The sequence below is a fragment of the Runella zeae DSM 19591 genome (assembly GCF_000423565.1).
Taxonomy (GTDB): domain Bacteria; phylum Bacteroidota; class Bacteroidia; order Cytophagales; family Spirosomataceae; genus Runella; species Runella zeae.
This window is the reverse complement of record NZ_AUIF01000057.1, coordinates 1-17,463: the sequence shown is the minus strand read 5'-3', so window position 1 is coordinate 17,463 and position 17,463 is coordinate 1. Positions and strand designations below refer to the sequence as shown.

Below are 17,463 nucleotides of genomic sequence, written 5' to 3'. Positions count from 1 at the left end.
GAAAATCGAGAAATGATAAGAAGGACTAAGAGACAACTTGATGGATACCGTCTTCTTTGAGCAAAATTTTGCCTTCTTTCAGTAAGCCACCAATGGCTTTTTTAAAGTCTTTTTTAGACATACCAAAAGTACGGTAAATAAGCGTAGGCTCCGACTTGTCGGTAAAAGGAAGGAAACCCTGAGCGGCTTGTAGTTTTTCAAATACCTCATTTTTACTACCTTCGATACGATTGTAGGATTGCTCTACCAAGGCTAAATCCACTTTCTGATCTTCCCTGATTTTCTTGATAAATCCCGCTGTAGGTTTCCCTAATTCGATATTTTTAAATACTTGGTCGCGATAAATTACCCCCAAATTTCGCTGATTGATAAGCGCTTTGATGCCCATATCGGTGTATTCAAAAGGCAAAAGCTCGACTTCCATTCCTTCGGAGAGTTCGGAAGTGTCTTCGTCCAAAAAATGTTCGATTTTGGCGGAGGCCACGATACGGTCTGTTTTGGTATCTAAATGAATGAAAACGAGATACGATTTGCCTACTATCATGTTGTCACGTTGCTGTTTGAACGGAACCAGCAAATCTTTGGGCAAGCCCCAATTCATGAATACTCCCATAGAATTGGTGGCGGTTACTTCCAAGTACGCAAACTCCCCCACGGTACCATAAGGCTCAAGCGTAGTAGCAATGGCACGGTCTTCAGAATCGCGATAGATAAAAACATCCACAAAATCCCCGATTTCGACATCGGCAGGTACGTATTGGGTAGGCATCAAAATTTCATCATCATAACCGTCCAAATAAACACCAAAATCTAGGCGTTTGATGATTTTGAGGCGGTTGTATTGGCCCATACGTAAGTGGCGATTTCCCATGTTGATTGTGTGCTAAAAGATGAATAACAAAGTCTTTACTGAGTTTTCAGAGTTTTGGTATCTGAAGAATCAGGTTCGGATTGGGACAAAGTTGCAAAAAATTTTGGCGTTCACGCAAAGTACACACGCCCGGGAAGTCACCTTTCATACCTAGCATATCGGTTATGAGCTGAAAATGAAGGTGAGGGGGCCAGTCGCCATTGATAGGAAAATGGCCAATTTCGGCGATTTTTTGTCCCTTTTCGATACGTTTTCCTTCAAACAAGTCGGATAGTGACTCTAAGCTAAGGTGGCCATAAAGACTGAAAAAAGTTTGTTCCCCTAGCTGATGTTCCAAAATGATAGTAGGCCCATAATCGCCAAAGTTGGCATTATTGGCAAAGCTATGCACCTTTGCCGCTAGAGGTGCATAAATAGAGGCTCCTGCTTTGGCCCAAATATCAATCCCAAGATGAATACAACGAGGCTCGGTCGTTTGTTGAAAATGCGCACTACGGCGGTAGATGATACGATGTTCATCATAGCCACCTACTCCCACTGAGGCATTGGCTTGTTGGAGTTTGCCAAAAACGTAGTCCGTAAAAGTCTGGCTATTTTGTAGGTCAACGCTCTCCAACTCGGAGTTTTGAGCCGAAAAATCTAGGACCACATAAGGGTCTTTGTGCCAGTCAAAAGCTATGATAGAAGCAAAATGAGGCGCGTATTGCGTTAATAAATCGATGTGCAAGCGTGTCAATTTGATAATTTGAAAACGTGATAATTTGAAAACGTGAGAATTTGAAAATGTGGTAATTTGAAAATATGACAATTTGAGAACGTGACAATTGTGCCCCGTAGGGGCTATATATCGGTAGATAATTTGAAAATGGATGAATTTTGCCCCGTAGGGGCTGTATATCGGTAAATATGACAATCAAAAATATCTCTTATTTTAGCTTTTCTTCTAATTCTTTTCCTTTAGCATCAGTTGGATCTAGGAGAAGAATTGCATTTTTGAAGGCTTCCAAAAAACTATGCACTTCTGGGTCTTTGATACTATACTGCTCCCAAGAAGCCGCTTTTTTCTTTAGTTTAACGAGGGCAGCCGCTTTGCTGTGAGTACCTTGTATGGACGGAACAGCCTCATTGATTTGTAAAATAATACGAGCGTATTCTTCGTATTTGGGTTCTACAAAAAGAGAATCTGCCTGCCGTGCCAGTGAGGTGGTGTCAATTGTGATTTCTTTGGTGGTGGCGACTGCCGCCTCAGATGAATCAGGGACTGTCACTAATTTCTCTGTTGAATCTGATTCTTTAAACAACACCACAAAAGTAATGATTGCTAAAAGGGCGACCCCTCCGATAGCAGCAAAAACACCATAGTTTTTTTTAGGCGAAGCTAGCTCATCATTATTTTTGGGGTCCTCTTTTTGCGTTTTTATATCACTGATATTGGTAGCGTCGGGAAGGGGTGTTTCTGTTTTTTTGTTGAAAGATTCAAAAGGAGGGTTTTCCCAAATTTCTGTGTTGTCTTTGGGCATGGGTGGTTTTACTGACTCTACAGGAACTGAGGGCTTTATCGCGGGGGGAGTAGTAGGGATGCTTGGCTCAGTGAAAGGAGTTGAAACAGCTGCCGCAGTCGGGGTGATACTTTTAAAATCTTTTAATACTTCTTCCGCAGTCCGATAACGTTGGTTAGGGTTGACTACCAAGCATTTCTTTATAATGGTAGCAAAAGGCTCTTTCACTTTTTTGAAAGTTTCGGGCAGAGACTGCTGATTCATACGCGCATACACGTGCCTCAATGTACTTTCGGAGCTATCATCGATTTTATAAGGGACCTCGCCCGTTAGGATTTCATGAAGAATCACCCCAAATGACCACAAATCTGTATTTTTTCTAATCTGTTCACCTTTGATTTGTTCGGGAGAGGCGTAGTTGAGCGTACCGCCTTTGAAACTTTGTGAGATCACACTATTTGATACTGAATCGGAAAACTTACTAAGCCCAAAGTCAGTGATTTTGGGAACTAGTTTGCCGCGCCATTTCTGAATCAAGACATTGCGTGGTTTGAGGTCGCGGTGTACTACTCCTTGAGCACCCGTATTGTGGAGATGCCGAAGCCCTTCCAAAATGCCAATACCTAAGTCAACCTTTTCGGTATCGGTCAAAGTTTGGCTTTTGATGAGTTTATCTAAGCTTCCTAAGGGATAATATTCCAGAATGGCAAAATCGTGGAGGCCAGCCCACTCCACCGAAAAACGGTAACACTCGTCGTACAAAGCGATGTTAAGATGTGGCTCTACTTTGCCTACTGTCTCAAACTCATGTTTTAAGGAATGGCTTTCGTTGGAGGTGTTGACAGGCGCTACTTTGATAGCTACCGTAGAGCCGGTTTCGGTATCTATCGCCCTAAATACTTTTCCAAAAGCCCCTTCTCCTAATAAGTCATTGGCGGGGTCGTAACGATATCGTTGTTTGAATTGATCGTAAGTCATTTGCTTTGGTGAATTTGCCCATTGAGGCCAATGGGTAGCTAAAATACAAGAGTTTTTGTGGAAAACCTTACGGGGGAAATGCTTTTTTATCAAACGGTTAGCTTATTCAAAAAACATAGAAATAAGGGACGTATTGCAGAATATTAGGTTTTTGTGGGTGCCTTAAGCTACAAAAAAAAGAAACTCTTCTTCAAGTCTCCTAATGAAGATACGTGTTTCTCTAACCGTTCGATAAAAAAGTGTATGGCTACTTCTATTATTTCGTAAATTAGCTCAAGGTTTTAGATAAAGTATTGTAAACGAATCAATAATGACACAAAATCTATGCAAGTAGTGCTTATCGGTCGGGGCAATAAGCCAGTTACGGGGCAAGTCGTTCTTGATTCGCGAGGTGTATCGGGGCAACACGCAAGGGCAATGATTGACCCTAACAAAAATGTTGTGATTTTGGAAGACTTAGGGTCTACCAATGGCACTTTTGTCAATGGCTTTAGAATCAAACGCAAAAGTATTAGCCACAATGACATCATTATGATGGCAGACCAGCGTCTAAGCCTTCAACAAATATTTGAGGCCGCTCGCGCTACCCGCGACGACCCCAACGATTTTTCGGTAGAGTTTGGCAAACTGCAAAATGTATGGGATAACTATCAGCTATTGCTCAAACAAGCCCGTAGCAACAATGGTATGGATACCTTCTTGACCGTATGCTTGTTGGTAGCGCCTGCTTTGCTTTTGGGACCCGTAGCGGGAGCCGTAGTGGCTGGCGGGGCTATGGGTGGTACTGCCGTTGGAAGTGCCTTGGGTTTAGCGGCGAGAGAGTTGTTCTCAAAAAATAAAACCGCCAAAACGCAAAATGTAGTTACCGAAATCGAAAACGATTTTAAAATACAGTATGTATGTCCAAAATGCGCCCGGTCGCTTTATGGATTTCCTTATGAATATTATAAAAAACAGCGGCAGTGCATTCAATGTAAGGCCGTTTGGGTAAAATCATAACCTTTTAACTTAACAGCTACCATGAGTCTCAACGAACACACTCAATTTTTTGGTGCTCCGGGCGAACCCACACCCCCCAAAATGCCCTTATCTTCTACGCCTTCTTTATCCTCTAATATAGGTATTCCAGTAGAGCCTTCTATCGAGCCTGACCCCATGCCTGAGCCACCCTCGACTCCTCCTAGAGACAATAAAAAACTAATAGGTGCTTTGGCCATTGGAGCGGTGGCCGTAGGAAGTGTCGGGTTTATTTCATGGACTGCTTTTGAGGGAGATGAGGAGGTGACACCTCCGGTGGCTGCACCAGATTCGGTTATTCAGAAAGTAGTCCCAGAGTTGGTTTTAGAACCTGAACCCGAAATGAAAGCTCCTGAGCCAGTAGTAGAAGAAGTAAAGCCTTCGCCACCTCCCGCTCTCAAACCTGTAGTGGCGCGTGCCCCTAAGCCCAAACCAGAGCCAGAACCGATGGCCTCGCCGGTGTTGCCCGACGATATCAAAATAGCCAACGTGAGTGATGATACAGAGTTTAAAGAGGCTTTCTTGGAAGCGCGCGACCAAGTAGGCCCTGGTGGTTTGTTTGAATATAAAGGTCATTGGTACAGTACATTTTCGATTGAAGAATGGAATAAGATGCCCGCCGATATGCGTGATGAATTCAATACTCGTATTGAGCCTATCGTCAATCCCATTGAAACGGCAGAGGCGGAACCAGTGACAGAAGCATCCTTAGAACCTCTGGTATTAAAATTGGATACTGATAATGACGGGGTTGACGATGTATTTATGTCTGACAAAAACCGCGATGGCAAAGCCGATCTTCTTATCAAAGATGAAGCAGGTGAGGGAACTTCGGGTATTATGTATGTCGATAAAGACAATGATGGTAAGCTAGAAACCGCCATTCCAGTTTCGGATGAGGGGAAGGTATTGGAAGACCAATCTTATAAGCTAGATACTCCTTTGGAAATGCCGATGGGTGGAGAAAATACGGCTACGGCTAGTTTGGGAGGAGGGGAGATTTCGGAGGTAATTGAGGTAGAATCAGAGTCAATAGAGATGGCAGTACCTGTACATCAAGACCTTGCTCATTTCGATCCCATTCAGCATACGGAATTGCCGATTACGCTTGACCCCAATTTCGGTACAGATGCCGAAATTGATGCCGCAACCGATGATTTGTTCAACGTTTAATCTCCAACCATAAAAAGTATGTTAGACGAAACAGGCTTATTAGGCGCTACCCCAAAAGAAGCCCCTAAAATGGAAATTCCTCCTGCCAAACCTGAAATTGAAAAAGAAGAGCCTCAGTCTTTTAGACCGGATAAAATGACGCGTACAGAGATGATTGGGGCGGGGGCTATTATGCTAGGTAATATCGCTTTTGTATCATGGTGGTCTATGAACGAAAGCAATCCAGAAGTGGCTGAAATCGTGAGTGCTACTTCTACCGCTACGACTCCGCCGCCTGTGGTAGTACCACCTACTTTGGTATCAAACGAATCCCAAAGTACGGATATGTCAATCCTAGAAGTAGCAGAGGTCAAACAGGAAGTATCTTTTAAGGAGGCTTTTGATGCTGCACGTGCGCAAGTAGGCCCTGGGGGCATATTTGAGTGGAGAGGACAATGGTACAATACCTACACCGCTGAAGAATGGCAAGGAATGACCCCTTCGGTAAAAGAAGATTATGCAGAATTGGTAAAACCCTACGTAGAACCTAGTGGTGACATGCCTGTAGTAGATACACCTCAAAGTTTGATAGGACCCGAAGGAGGAGATGAGATTGCTCATGCTGATACGGATGTGCCGTTGTTTGGGTTGCATTCTCCTTTGCAGGATACTTCTCATCTTGATACCATGGATGACTTGTTTACCACTTCCTAAACCAAAACATAAAGAAGTAATATTTCCTTAATGTTTTTGGAGTAAGGTATTAGGGCGGCTCCATTGTACTTTATCATTTAAAAAAGGCATGACCTTTCTTACATAATTAGTAGCTTTTTAGATTATTTCAGGATGTTTGAATACGTTTTTCGATGTAAGGAATGCCAGCATTCCAAAAAAGGACAATCGCCCGTTAAATTGCTGCCAGGGAGTCCTGCGAAGCTCAATTGTGTACAGCAACGTCCCGAGAAGTGTATTTATATAGTGATTCAAGAAGCAGGAGCGGGGGTTCAAGCTACTCAAGAGCAGGCGGCTGCTAAGGTGCCACCTCCTTTGCCGCCTCCCGTCGATTATCACCGTACGGTATCTCCAGAGCGAGGAGGTCCAGTGATTGCTCCCTTGTCTGGACAAGAAGTCCAGCTTCAAAATGAAATATTTCAGCAAACAGGGGCGGTAGGGTTTATTGTGGTGCATGACGAGAATGCGGCATCGCAAACGCATCCGCTTCGTATTGGTCCTAATGTGATTGGTCGTAAAAGTTCGGTACCTACCGCCGATATTTTGATTGATACCGTCGATGGAATGATGAGTCGACGGCATGTGATATTGGAAGTAACACGAGATAAGTACGGACAATTTCAATACTTGATTGCGGAAGCGGGCAGTAAAAACGGGACTTTTGTAATAGGTGCTAAAGACCCTATGCGTAAATTAAAGCTCGAACCCGAAGACTTAATTTATCTGGAAGACGGTGACACCATTCAAATGGGACGAACAAAAGTAGTTTTACAAACCACAAGAAGCGCCTCAAACGCCCGAGATGCTGCGCGAAATGTGCAAAATACCGATTACTCTAAAACAATCATCTGGTAAGCAACTCCCTCTTTATTTATGGCGATTACAATTTGTCAGCCTTTAGGTTTTACTTTTCAGGGACAACGCGAAAATAACGAAGACGCTATCTTTCCGCCCTCTGGTCAAGCTACGTCATCTCAACGTTTTTTTGTAGTATGCGACGGGGTCGGAGGTGCCCAAAAAGGCGAACTGGCGAGCATGACTGCAAGTACGGGTTTTGCCGAATACTTCAATCAGCACCCCGCGCCTCAGTTTTCGATTACTTATATCCAAGAGGCTTTTGAGTATGTACAACAAAAGTTCGACCAAATACTGTCGATGCAGTATCTTCTCAAAGGCATGGCTACTACCCTTACGCTGGTAGCTATTGGCGAAAATGACATTACTGTGGCTCATATTGGTGACAGTCGCATTTATCAAATAAGAAATGGGACGGTCGTGTTTAAAAGTGAAGACCATTCGAAGGTAAATTATTTGCTCAGGGCAGGGATGATTACGCCGGAGCAAGCACTCGTTCATCCCGAACGAAACGTAATTACGAGGGCGATTCAAGGTTCGCACCGCCAAACCGAAATCGAAATCAATCTATTGACTGACATTATGGCGGGAGATTATTTTTTTCAATGTACTGACGGTGTACTCGAAAATGTGAACGATGAAGCTCTTTGTCAGATACTTGATAGTGAACAAGCGGAGGCCGATAAACTGCAACTTATCCTTAATCTTTGCGAAGGAAATACCAGAGATAATTATTCGGGCTATTTAGTGAAAATCGAATCAATAAACCAGCAAGACCACAATGTTTGGGTAGACAATGCCAAATTGATGAGTGCCGAATCACTTGACCAAACCGTTGATTTTGGCGGCGCTAAATCCACCAAAAAGCCAGTAGCAGATCCTCCTTCCCATTCGATTGATTTAGGAAATGGACTTTGGTATTTAGGCAATTCTTGAAGGTGAATCATCACCGCGATTCGCAAATTTTAGCTTCTACCTACATCGCCAATGAAAATATGGCCTATTTTGAGAACTGCCCATTCTGCGAAAATAGCCCCTAAAGTTTTTCTACCGTTAGATAACTAAAATCTTTGGAGTAGTTCAAATAAAGTAACTTTCCATGGGTATTTTGCAAAAGCAAACTCCGCAATCGTATATCCTTACGAAATAATTTTCTTGAAAATTCTTAACGAAAATGAAAAAGTCAGTACTTCTGAAGGGGCTTTTTGTGGTTTTATGGGGTGGTCATCTCTCTAGTTTAGCACAATGGAACAATGTCACCCTTGATAAAAATTCACGTATTTCGAGTAGTACCATTAGGGTTGATTGAAAAAGTGGCAATAACTTTTAAGTAAGAGTTCGTCTTACGGGCAATGGCCCCTTTACGCTTACTTTTAGTGGAGGTCGTACAGTGCGGGTACAAAATGCGTGAGATACTACTTTGAGTTTTCGGATAGAGACGGCGGGGCCATTTAGTATACAGAGTGTAAATGGGGCTTAGGGCCTAAAGTGTTTTGCTAAGCAGTTACAAAAATTGAAGTTACAGGGCAGTTTTTGAGGACAAGTTTCAAGCTTTGTAGCCCAAAAGGAGGAGGTTTTTTTAGGATACGCTTGATTATCAGGGAAATAAAGCGTATTTTTATTGTCTTTCGATACTACAAAGCTCAATCGGGTGTATAAGTAGAATGTCATTTTTTATACCGTTTGATAAAAACATATACTTGGTGAGATATTAAACTTTTTGTTTTAAGTAACTTGCCATTAATGCCTTTGTCGAAATACCAAAAGTGCTGGTTTGGAGAGAATTGAGCTTATAACAAAGAGGGAAAAGGTTCTCAATGTTAAAAAAACTAAAAAAGAAATGAAGCGGAAAGCAATTTTACTGTTTTTGTGGGGCATGAGTTTTTGCAGCTGGGGACAGTGGAGTGGTGACCTAAGTCAAAATGATCGTGTCAGTGGTGGTGGAATGAATTCTTTTGGTTTTAGTGCTGTGACTGGGGATGACGGCAGTGTGATGGTAATATGGTCTGAAAGAGAAGGAAATGCCGCTATCATGTATGCCAAAAAATACCGCGCAGACGGTACAGTGTCTTTGGCTAAAAAAGAAATATTCAGATATACTTCAAGTGAGTCGTGTTCCAGAGCCACTTTTACGGGAGTAAGCGCCCAAAGGGCGTCAGGTTCGGATGATGTTTTTGTGATTTATACTTTAGGTACTCAAATCAGTATCCTATCAAGTGCCGAAACTTGGTACCTACAGTATCAGATTATATCCTTCAATGATGCCTCCCCCAAAATTCCTGTCATAGACGGCAATGAAAGTCGAGGTATCAATTTAGGGTACAATTATGGGAGCGGAGCCGATGTTTTTGTTTTTTTAGAAGCGATGTTTATCAAAGGGGGCGGTGGCCGCCTAGCAGTGGCGTGGCAACAAAAAAACAACCCCGCAGATACCAAAAGAGGTGGTGGTGGAAATCTAGCCAATGGCACTGATATTAGGTTGGCGATTTTGGATCCTAGCAACCGCAATGCACCTACTGCCTACTTGCATGAAGAAGCAAGTGGAGAGCAAACACTCCCTAAAATGTATGCTACTGGCAATCGAATTTTTGTTTCTTATGTAAAAGACGGAAATCGTCTAGCGGTGAGGCGCTACAACTGGAATGGAACTGTCCTCACCAAAGATTGGGGTGGTAGCGAACGGTTGCTAGGAAATGTGACGGATTTATACGCTAATGTCGGTATGCAAGCTTCAGATACTGATACTGGAGATATGTATGCTCTTGCGAGTCTCTCTTCGTCAGACAACACCGTCAAAAAAATCCAAGCTCATCGCTTTGATATAGCCACAGGTGCTTTTCGTGAAGCGACAGATTTGGTGGGGGCACAGCAAGTAGGGCCACCCCGCATGGCGGGTGGAAATAGATTTCGCCCTGCTTTTATTTATACAAGCAATGGGCGTCAAAAAATCCAACGTTTCGAAGGGCGAAATCGTAAAAGTGCAGAAACGGATATTACGTTTCGAAACCATTCTGGCGACCCTACATTTGGAGGCACGCTCATTAGTGAAAGCCCTGATAGATACCTTTTGGCGGGCGAAAACCGTGATAACGGCGAAATATATGCCCAAATAATCAGATTTGACAATGATACTGGCGAGGGAGTTAGGGAGTGGGGCAATGATGGTAAAATTATTAGCAATGCTTCTGGAAGTAGAAACGGCCCCCAAAATTATATGCTCAATAGTAATGCTTACCTGTTTTTGTGGCGAGATCTGCGTAATCGTACCAATGACTGTACGGGAGATGCTTACTTACAGGTGGTTGATAAAGACGGGAATCCTTTCAAAGTTTCGATTTCCAAACCAGTTTTGAATCGAACAACACTGTGTACGAAAGACACGTTGGTAGTGAGCTTTACGACGACGGGTACCTTCAACAGTGGGAATGTTTTTACGGCTGAGCTGATCGCAGAAGGCAGTACTACTGCTTATACGAGTCTGAGTTCTCGCAATACAACGATAGTAGGCAATACGATTCGATTTCGGATAGATGAGTACTTGTCGAGTGGTATTACGGATTCACAAAAGCGATTCAAGGTACGGGTTCGCAGCAGCAATCCCGCCGCTGTAAGTGTGGAAGATAGCGAGGTGTTTACGATAGTGAGCAATCCCAGTGTGGTAGCCCAGGCCAATTCCCAGAAGAATTTGCAGCTATGCGAAGGGCGAGTCTTGGTATTGTCGGGGACGAGTGGTTTTACGAGTTATATCTGGACGGGTCCGGGTAATTTTCGACTGACGTCAACGGTTGCGAATTTGACACCCTTTTCGGCGCGGTCTAGTAGCAGTGGAATGTATCACGTTCGAGCAGTGGGGAGTTGTGGGGAGTCACGCGATAGTGTACGTGTGACTGTGAGTACGGTAGCAAAGCCCAATGCGGTGAGTGAGAAGAGTACGTATTATGTAGGCGAGACGATAGGGTTGAAAGTAGAGAATGATTTTAGCAGCTGCCCACCAGCTTGTGACTACACGATAGGTTGGACGGGTCCGGGGGGCTTCATCGGTAGTGGATTGAGTGTAAGTAGGGCCAATGCGTCGGTGAGCATGAGTGGTAGTTATATTGTGACGGTACGCAGTGGTTTAGGATGTGAAAACAAAGACACGGTTGAAGTGACAGTATCGACCAAGCCAGTGACAGGGATTACGAATGTGAGCGTAAATACAAATTCGGTCTGTCCGGGGTCGCCGGTAAGTGTGAGTTTTGGGATAGAGCCATCGGATGGAGTGGGGAATTTTAGTGTGTTTTTGGTAGATGGTAGTGGTCAGAAAGTCGGGGGAAGTTTAGGTTCGGGGACTCAAAGCCCAATACAAGCGACGCTACCCAGCAGTGTGGGGGCAGGTAGTAACTATCAATTGTTGGTAGAGAGTGGTACGGTAAGAGGCACGAGTCGTGCGATTGCGATTTTGGCTTCTGCCACGGCTCAAATGCTCCAACCTAGCCGAGATACCTCGATTATTTATCGCAAGACGGGTAATAACTTTCAAGTAAGGGTAAGACTCACGGGCACTGGTCCCTTTACGGTTACTTTCAGTGGAGGTCGTACGGTGCGGGTACAAAATGCGGGAGATACCACTTTGAGTTTTCGGATAGAGACGGCGGGTGCTTTTAGTATACAGAGTGTAAGTGGGGCTTGTGGAGGGAGTTTGCGAGGCGTACAGACGGTTCAGTTGGGACTCAAGCAGGTCGTCGCTATTGAGGAGCCAATGCCTACAGATTGGGTCGAAATTTCGCCTAATCCCGTTTCGGATAAACTCACCCTAAAACTCAAAAATTCACTCATTATGCCTGTTTCACTACAGCTACGACTGATAGATATGCGAGGCAATCTTATCACTACCCAACAATTCTCAAATCAGAGTCATGAGCTTGATTGTAAGCATCTTCCGACAGGCAGCTATGTGTTAGAAGTAAGCCAAGGAAAACATAAAGAATCATTTAAGATTATAAAATATTGAAGATGAAAACGATAATGGTGTCTTTCGTGCTTTTAATGGGCCTGCTGGGTTGTAAAAACAAAGATATAACTGCCCAACTAGGCCGTGTATGGATTGTAAAACAAGCGATTCATATTGATAAAAATGGGGGACGGAATGTAGTGTATGATAAGACCAACGGCATAAATTTGTTTAACTACGAACCTTTCTTGCTAGACTTGACCAATGCAGATGCTCTGAAATTTACGGATGTGGCAGTGGGAGGCGATAGATACGATTTTGTGGGCAAATGGCGCGTGGATGAGAAAGTAAGACTAGTGTTGTATGATTTGAGTCCCGAGCCTACTTGTATCGACGACCGCTCCGATTGTATGAAAGACGGAATTCAGTTTTTTATTAATTCTTCTTCTGATAATGAATTGAAAATCAATAGATTGTATAGTAGTGATAAAACAGGAGATACTCTCAATGAGTATACCCTTCAACCTAAATAGGAGTGATAAAAATTGGTAATAACCACAAATGAAGCTGATTCCTATCAATATAAAGCCTTATCACTACCTTACTTTGATAGGGTTGTTTTCGTACAGCGCTTACAGTCAGAGCTTAAATCTGAATGTGTCGGGGGCGGGAAGTAGGTCAACGGCAATGGGAGGGGCTTTTATTGGAGTGGCCGATGATGTCACGGCTGTCTATTGGAACCCCGCAGGCACCGCTACTATCGACTACACCTACGAAATGCTCGAAGACGGGCAAGGTATGCATGCGCTTGTCTCCGGGCGTAATCAGTCGCTACAAGTGACATCCGAGACTACCCCCGTCACTTATACTCCTCGTTTTTCGCCTAGTTTTGTGGGGGTGATGATACCTTATAAAAAAGCTACCCTGACAGGCAAACCCGTAAGCTTAGGGCGATTTGATCCAAGCATTGTTTTTTCGGCAGCTTATCACAATGTAATGGATGGAAACAATTACCAAATTCAGCAAACTCTCCCTTCATCGTCGACTAGTATCAAAAGCAATCTCAATATTAGTACTGCTTCATTGTCAGCTGCTTATCAATTTTCTCCTTACATGTCGGTAGGTCTTACCGCCAATTATTGGTTTGGTTTAGGTGGAAAACTTAGCTATACTGCTACGCAACAGTCTGATAATTTGACCCGCACGGGCACTGGACAATATCGTATCAGTGGGGTTAATTTTATTGGAGGGCTGATGTTTGATTTTTATGACAACAATCTCCCTTTGCGTTTAGGAGTGAGGGTTTCTACGCCTTTTGCTTTGCGCAATAAATACACCCTTAACGGAACTATAGAGAGAGGGAGTTTAGATTTGCAAGAAAGTAGTCTTTACAATCAAAAGTATAAAATGCCTTTTACCATGGGTGTGGGAGTGGCTTATCGCCCTTTTTGGAGATTGTTGCTTACGGGCGATGTAGAGGTTTTGCCTTATAAAGGTCAATCTGTTTCCCAAACTTTTTTTGAATATAACCAATACAATAGCCTCTTTTCTAGTAGTTCACTCCCTTTGGTGGTCGACAACCCCGTCAGGCCTGTATTGGCTACCCAAAATCTTTATCAGTTGAGAGGAGGCGGAGAAGTGTTTTTGTTGGATAGTCGTTTGTTTGAAATGCGAATCTTAGGAGGCTATCGCCAACAATCATACCTCAACAACGACGGTAGTAGTAGCATTGCCAGGGGCTTTAGTGCGGGCGTATCGGTGTTTTTTGACCGTTTTAAGATTCACGGAGCCTACGAGCAGCTCAAATACCAACAAGGAGTAACTAGTATCAACCACCTAACCCGTACCAACCTCACGCTAGATTTGGTAGTACTTCTTCAAAACTAAGGCAAATCAATTGTATGACAAGTCGCCCTTGGCTCATCGCATTTTTATTGATTGGGTTATCAGTACAGATAACCTTAGGACAGCAATTTGTCAATTTTTATAAACTAGGTGCCAAACTCAATCAGGAAGAAAAATGGAGCGAATCGGTCAAGTATTTTGAAGAAGCTCTCAAAACCAATGCGCATGATACGAAAGCGATTGCTTCGCGTACGGGGCGTCCTTCGGAATATTATCCAAACCGCGAGTTGGGTATTGCACTTTTGATGTTGGGCAAAAAAGACGAAGCCAAAAAGTATTTGGAAAAATCATACGCCGCCGACCCTACTGAGCGGACAGTGGGCTATCTCAAAAAAATTGACCCTAATTGGCAAGACCCGCGATTTATTGCCGAAGCTCCCAAATTGGCCAAACCAAGTTTTGAAAAAGAAAAGATTGAAAAAAGCACCGAAACGTTGGAAGGCGGCCAAACCCTGACCTTAAAAATTCCCGTCAAAAATGAGGGAGAAGGGCGTTTTGAGAAGGGATTTATCCAAACCTCTGCCTCCAATGCCGTAAAGGGTTTGGAGTTTGAATCCACGGTGGCAGTGGGAGATGTAAGGGCTGGTGCCAACCGCGTTGCTCAAGTGACGCTCAAAGGCTCATCACTGCTCCTAGATGGCAAAGCCTCGGTCACTTTGAAGTTGGAAGGCGAAGGGGGGCAGCTTTGGGATGAGGTCGAGGTTCATTTCAAAACCCTAAGTCCTGCGGCTCCTCTGTTGAAACTCGGAAGTGTATTGGCAGCCAATAACAGTAAACTTATTTTAGAAAGAAGCAGGCGTTCCAAAGGTGTAAAGTTTTCAATCAAAAACGAGGGACGAGGATTGCTTTCTAAGCCAAAGGTTATGGCTACTTTTAATGGCAATCCGGTGATGTTTACACCTGTTACGGTGGCTACTATTTTGCCCAACGAATCTGTCACTTACGCTTGTGATCTCTTTGTTCCTTCGAGTATGGTAGCCGCTACCATACCCCTAAAAATAACGGTACAAGACCCTAATGGAACTTACCAATTTAGTGACGAGTGGGCAATACCTGTACAAGAGCCTCAAACGCCCTTGGTACATTTTGAATCTCCTTTGGTGAAGTGGGAAGGTACTCGGGAGGGCTATATTACGCCCCTTTCAAGACCCGTCATCAAATTTAGCATCGTCAATGAAGCCGATGAAGAATCAAAACCACTGATGGTGAAGGCTTCTTTGCAAGGAAATACTGCGAGTGGCATTGCCATTCAAGCTTCCTCGCAAGCCATAAAAGTAGATGCAAACGGTAAAAAAACGGCAGAAATAGCCTTGTCTATCAATCCAAAGCAGCTCAAAGGAGAGCAAACGCGCCTGCTATTGCGTATTGAAGATGCGCAGCAAAAATTAATTGATAAAATCGAAATTGAAGGTAAGGTATTGTCATCTTCTAAAATTGAGCGTCAAAATTATACCTATAGTGACATACTGAGTCTGGTCGAAACCAACATCTTTGGAATGATTGACGAATACCAAAGTTATTTCAACTTATTGGGGCGGCCTCGTCAGTCGGCCAATGTAATCGCGAGTTACAAACGACAGTTGGTGCAAGAGTGCTTTATGGCCAAGAACAACGAGAAGGTCTATTTCTCACCAAAAATTATTTTACCCGATTCATTGATTTTTGCCAAGCGACTCACCGCTGATTTAGAACTAGATACTTATCTCAACAATATCGCTTCGGTGTGGTTTGATAGTTGTCAAACAACCTTAGATATAGAAGCCGCTCGATTCTCCCAAATTCAATTAGGTTCCAAGAAAGAACCTTATTTAGATGTATTTCTGCCTAAAAAAATTCATGGTCGTCTCAATGCCCTTTACGGGAAGATGAACCTAGACAAGGAGACAATGACGCGGTTTAGGTTTTATTTCAAACCAGTAGAGCTTCCCGACGGAAACCTAGCTTTTGAGGATATTTATATCAAAAGTGTCAGAGAAGCTACTTCCAAAGATACGATAGGGACATTGACCAACGAAGAACTTAAAAATGAAGCTACCAAAGAAGCAAAAATGGGCATGGCGATGTCGTTGCAGTTGAGTGTGCTGGTAAGTGATTTAAAAAAACAATTGCCTTCAGTTCCAAAACAACAGATTTATCTGGAGCCACTTATATATGATGGTGTTGGGGGATTGGCCAACTACGTACCCGAGGTGAGCAAGCAGATGATTAGACAACTCGAAAAAATGCAGCCACGCCTGAAAGTGATAAACTCAGATGAATGCGTACTGACACAAATGGTACCCAAACGCGATTTTATCGTATCGGGTAAGTTTGAAAAATCACCCCAAGGATTGAAGGTGATATTGGCGCTACAAGACGGAAAGACTTTTGAAAAAATGTGGGAGGGCTTTTCGGTGATTACAAATTTTAATCAATAGCGAGGATTCCAAAAATTTTAAGAAAATAAGGATGAAAACTAAAGGAATATGGACGGGGCTGACTCTTGTGATGCTTATAACATTGGCGCAGGCGCAGACCAATGAAAAAGAGAGTAGTTTGCCCGATTTTCAGGGCGAGCTGCGCGAGATTAGTTTGGAGGAGTTGGAGGGACCCTACAAAAAAAGTACCGAAGAAACGATATTGGAATTGCAGCGGTGCATTCAGATTATTGGAAGCAAAGAAACCACCAAAGACAAAAAGGATTTGGCTTTCAAAAATGCGATTCAGATGTTTATCCCTGGTTCTACCATTCAAGTATCTTCTGGTAAAAAAGGAACTAAGGTAGAATCGTACACTGTAGGCGAATACTTGCGTAGGCTGAGGGCGTTGAATTACCAAGAAGTCGAAATCACTTTTGATAAAGTATACATGGGGAGTTATCGAAAAGGACCAGACGGCAAATATTATACTACGGCTACTTTTGAACAAAAATTTAAAGGAACAACCGCCGCTGGTACCGTCTATGAAGATAAAACCAAAAAAGCCGTAGACGTATCCATGGAAAACACAATGGACGATGTTGACAAAGAAGTAAAATGGATGGTGAAATTGGGAAATATCAAAGTACTTGAAACCAAAACACCCGACAAACCTATCAATTGAGTAACTAAGCAAAATTAATTCATACAATAAGTGTTATCTTCTAAGCTCAGCCTAAAGGCGGAACACCGATGCGACGGGGGGGGTAAGGAGTAACAGATTATTAATAACATCCAGCTGATTACTGGACAAAAAGAATAAAAGCGATGTGAATCTTGTTAGAAATTTGTGAAAAAACTACAAGAACTTCATTCATCGCTTTTGGACAAAAGTAAGACAAAGCTAAGCAAAAGCCAAAGAACACGAATCAAGACTTTACTTTGTGTCATGTGTGGCCTTATGGTCAAAGAAACAGTAAATTTGAACAAAATCAAGAACCAAATAGGTGTCATTACCAACAAACCACAGACATTAGCCAGTTCCCACTATCGTCGTTTAACTCGCTTTTTTAATGACGGTTATTGTTTGCGGTATTTATGGAAATATATCCTGCATTTTGTGAT

14 protein-coding genes and 1 pseudogene are annotated in these 17,463 nt (G+C 43.1%); 12 read left to right on the top strand and 3 right to left on the bottom strand.

All coding sequences use genetic code 11. From position 1 onward, the window contains the following. Positions 1–25 precede the first annotated feature (25 nt). From G563_RS0115415 to G563_RS37040, 3 genes are all read right to left on the bottom strand, one after another. A complete protein-coding gene (locus G563_RS0115415) occupies positions 26–871 on the bottom strand; it encodes a CvfB family protein (RefSeq protein ID WP_028666108.1) in 846 nt (281 codons plus the stop codon). A gap of 46 nt (positions 872–917) precedes the next feature. After that, entirely contained in the window at positions 918–1,598 is a 681-nt protein-coding gene (locus G563_RS0115410; RefSeq protein WP_084650873.1) for a peptidoglycan DD-metalloendopeptidase family protein, read from the bottom strand. A 199-nt stretch (positions 1,599–1,797) separates the two neighbouring features. Beyond that, positions 1,798–3,348 carry a serine/threonine-protein kinase gene (locus G563_RS37040; protein WP_157585362.1) on the bottom strand — a complete coding sequence of 517 codons (1,551 nt, stop codon included), beginning with the start codon at positions 3,346–3,348 and terminating at the stop codon, positions 1,798–1,800. A gap of 324 nt (positions 3,349–3,672) precedes the next feature. Here G563_RS37040 and G563_RS0115400 point away from each other — a divergent pair, with 324 nt between their 5' ends. From G563_RS0115400 to G563_RS38665, 12 genes and pseudogenes are all read left to right on the top strand, one after another. Then, positions 3,673–4,347, top strand: a complete 675-nt coding sequence (locus G563_RS0115400; protein WP_028666105.1) for an FHA domain-containing protein — start codon at positions 3,673–3,675, stop codon at positions 4,345–4,347. A gap of 21 nt (positions 4,348–4,368) precedes the next feature. Continuing rightward, positions 4,369–5,538 (top strand): hypothetical protein, encoded by a 1,170-nt coding sequence (locus tag G563_RS0115395; RefSeq protein ID WP_028666104.1) that lies wholly within the window; start codon positions 4,369–4,371, stop codon positions 5,536–5,538. Positions 5,539–5,556: 18 nt separating this feature from the next. Beyond that, positions 5,557–6,231, top strand: coding sequence for a hypothetical protein (locus G563_RS0115390; protein WP_028666103.1), 675 nt, complete (start codon positions 5,557–5,559; stop codon positions 6,229–6,231). Between the two features lie 132 nt (positions 6,232–6,363). Continuing rightward, positions 6,364–7,104 carry an FHA domain-containing protein gene (locus G563_RS37035; RefSeq protein WP_051211001.1) on the top strand — a complete coding sequence of 247 codons (741 nt, stop codon included), beginning with the start codon at positions 6,364–6,366 and terminating at the stop codon, positions 7,102–7,104. Positions 7,105–7,122: 18 nt separating this feature from the next. Further along, positions 7,123–8,040 (top strand): PP2C family protein-serine/threonine phosphatase, encoded by a 918-nt coding sequence (locus G563_RS34860; RefSeq protein ID WP_051211000.1) that lies wholly within the window; start codon positions 7,123–7,125, stop codon positions 8,038–8,040. Positions 8,041–8,278: 238 nt separating this feature from the next. Beyond that, positions 8,279–8,413: a hypothetical protein gene (locus G563_RS39075; protein WP_262506118.1), complete on the top strand. Its 135-nt coding sequence runs from the start codon at positions 8,279–8,281 to the stop codon at positions 8,411–8,413. 531 nt (positions 8,414–8,944) lie between these two features. Further along, positions 8,945–12,097 (top strand): T9SS type A sorting domain-containing protein, encoded by a 3,153-nt coding sequence (locus tag G563_RS0115375; protein WP_157585360.1) that lies wholly within the window; start codon positions 8,945–8,947, stop codon positions 12,095–12,097. A 2-nt stretch (positions 12,098–12,099) separates the two neighbouring features. Beyond that, the gene (locus tag G563_RS37030; protein WP_157585358.1) at positions 12,100–12,570 is read left to right on the top strand and encodes a hypothetical protein; all 471 of its coding nucleotides are present in this window, start codon (positions 12,100–12,102) and stop codon (positions 12,568–12,570) included. 28 nt (positions 12,571–12,598) lie between these two features. Next, positions 12,599–13,924: a BamG-related protein gene (locus G563_RS0115365; RefSeq protein ID WP_028666101.1), complete on the top strand. Its 1,326-nt coding sequence runs from the start codon at positions 12,599–12,601 to the stop codon at positions 13,922–13,924. Positions 13,925–13,938: 14 nt separating this feature from the next. Then, entirely contained in the window at positions 13,939–16,359 is a 2,421-nt protein-coding gene (locus G563_RS0115360) for a tetratricopeptide repeat protein (protein ID WP_028666100.1), read from the top strand. A 31-nt stretch (positions 16,360–16,390) separates the two neighbouring features. Beyond that, positions 16,391–17,023, top strand: coding sequence for a hypothetical protein (locus tag G563_RS0115355; protein ID WP_028666099.1), 633 nt, complete (start codon positions 16,391–16,393; stop codon positions 17,021–17,023). A gap of 165 nt (positions 17,024–17,188) precedes the next feature. Then, positions 17,189–17,463, top strand: a pseudogene (locus tag G563_RS38665) (hypothetical protein); the annotation flags it as partial.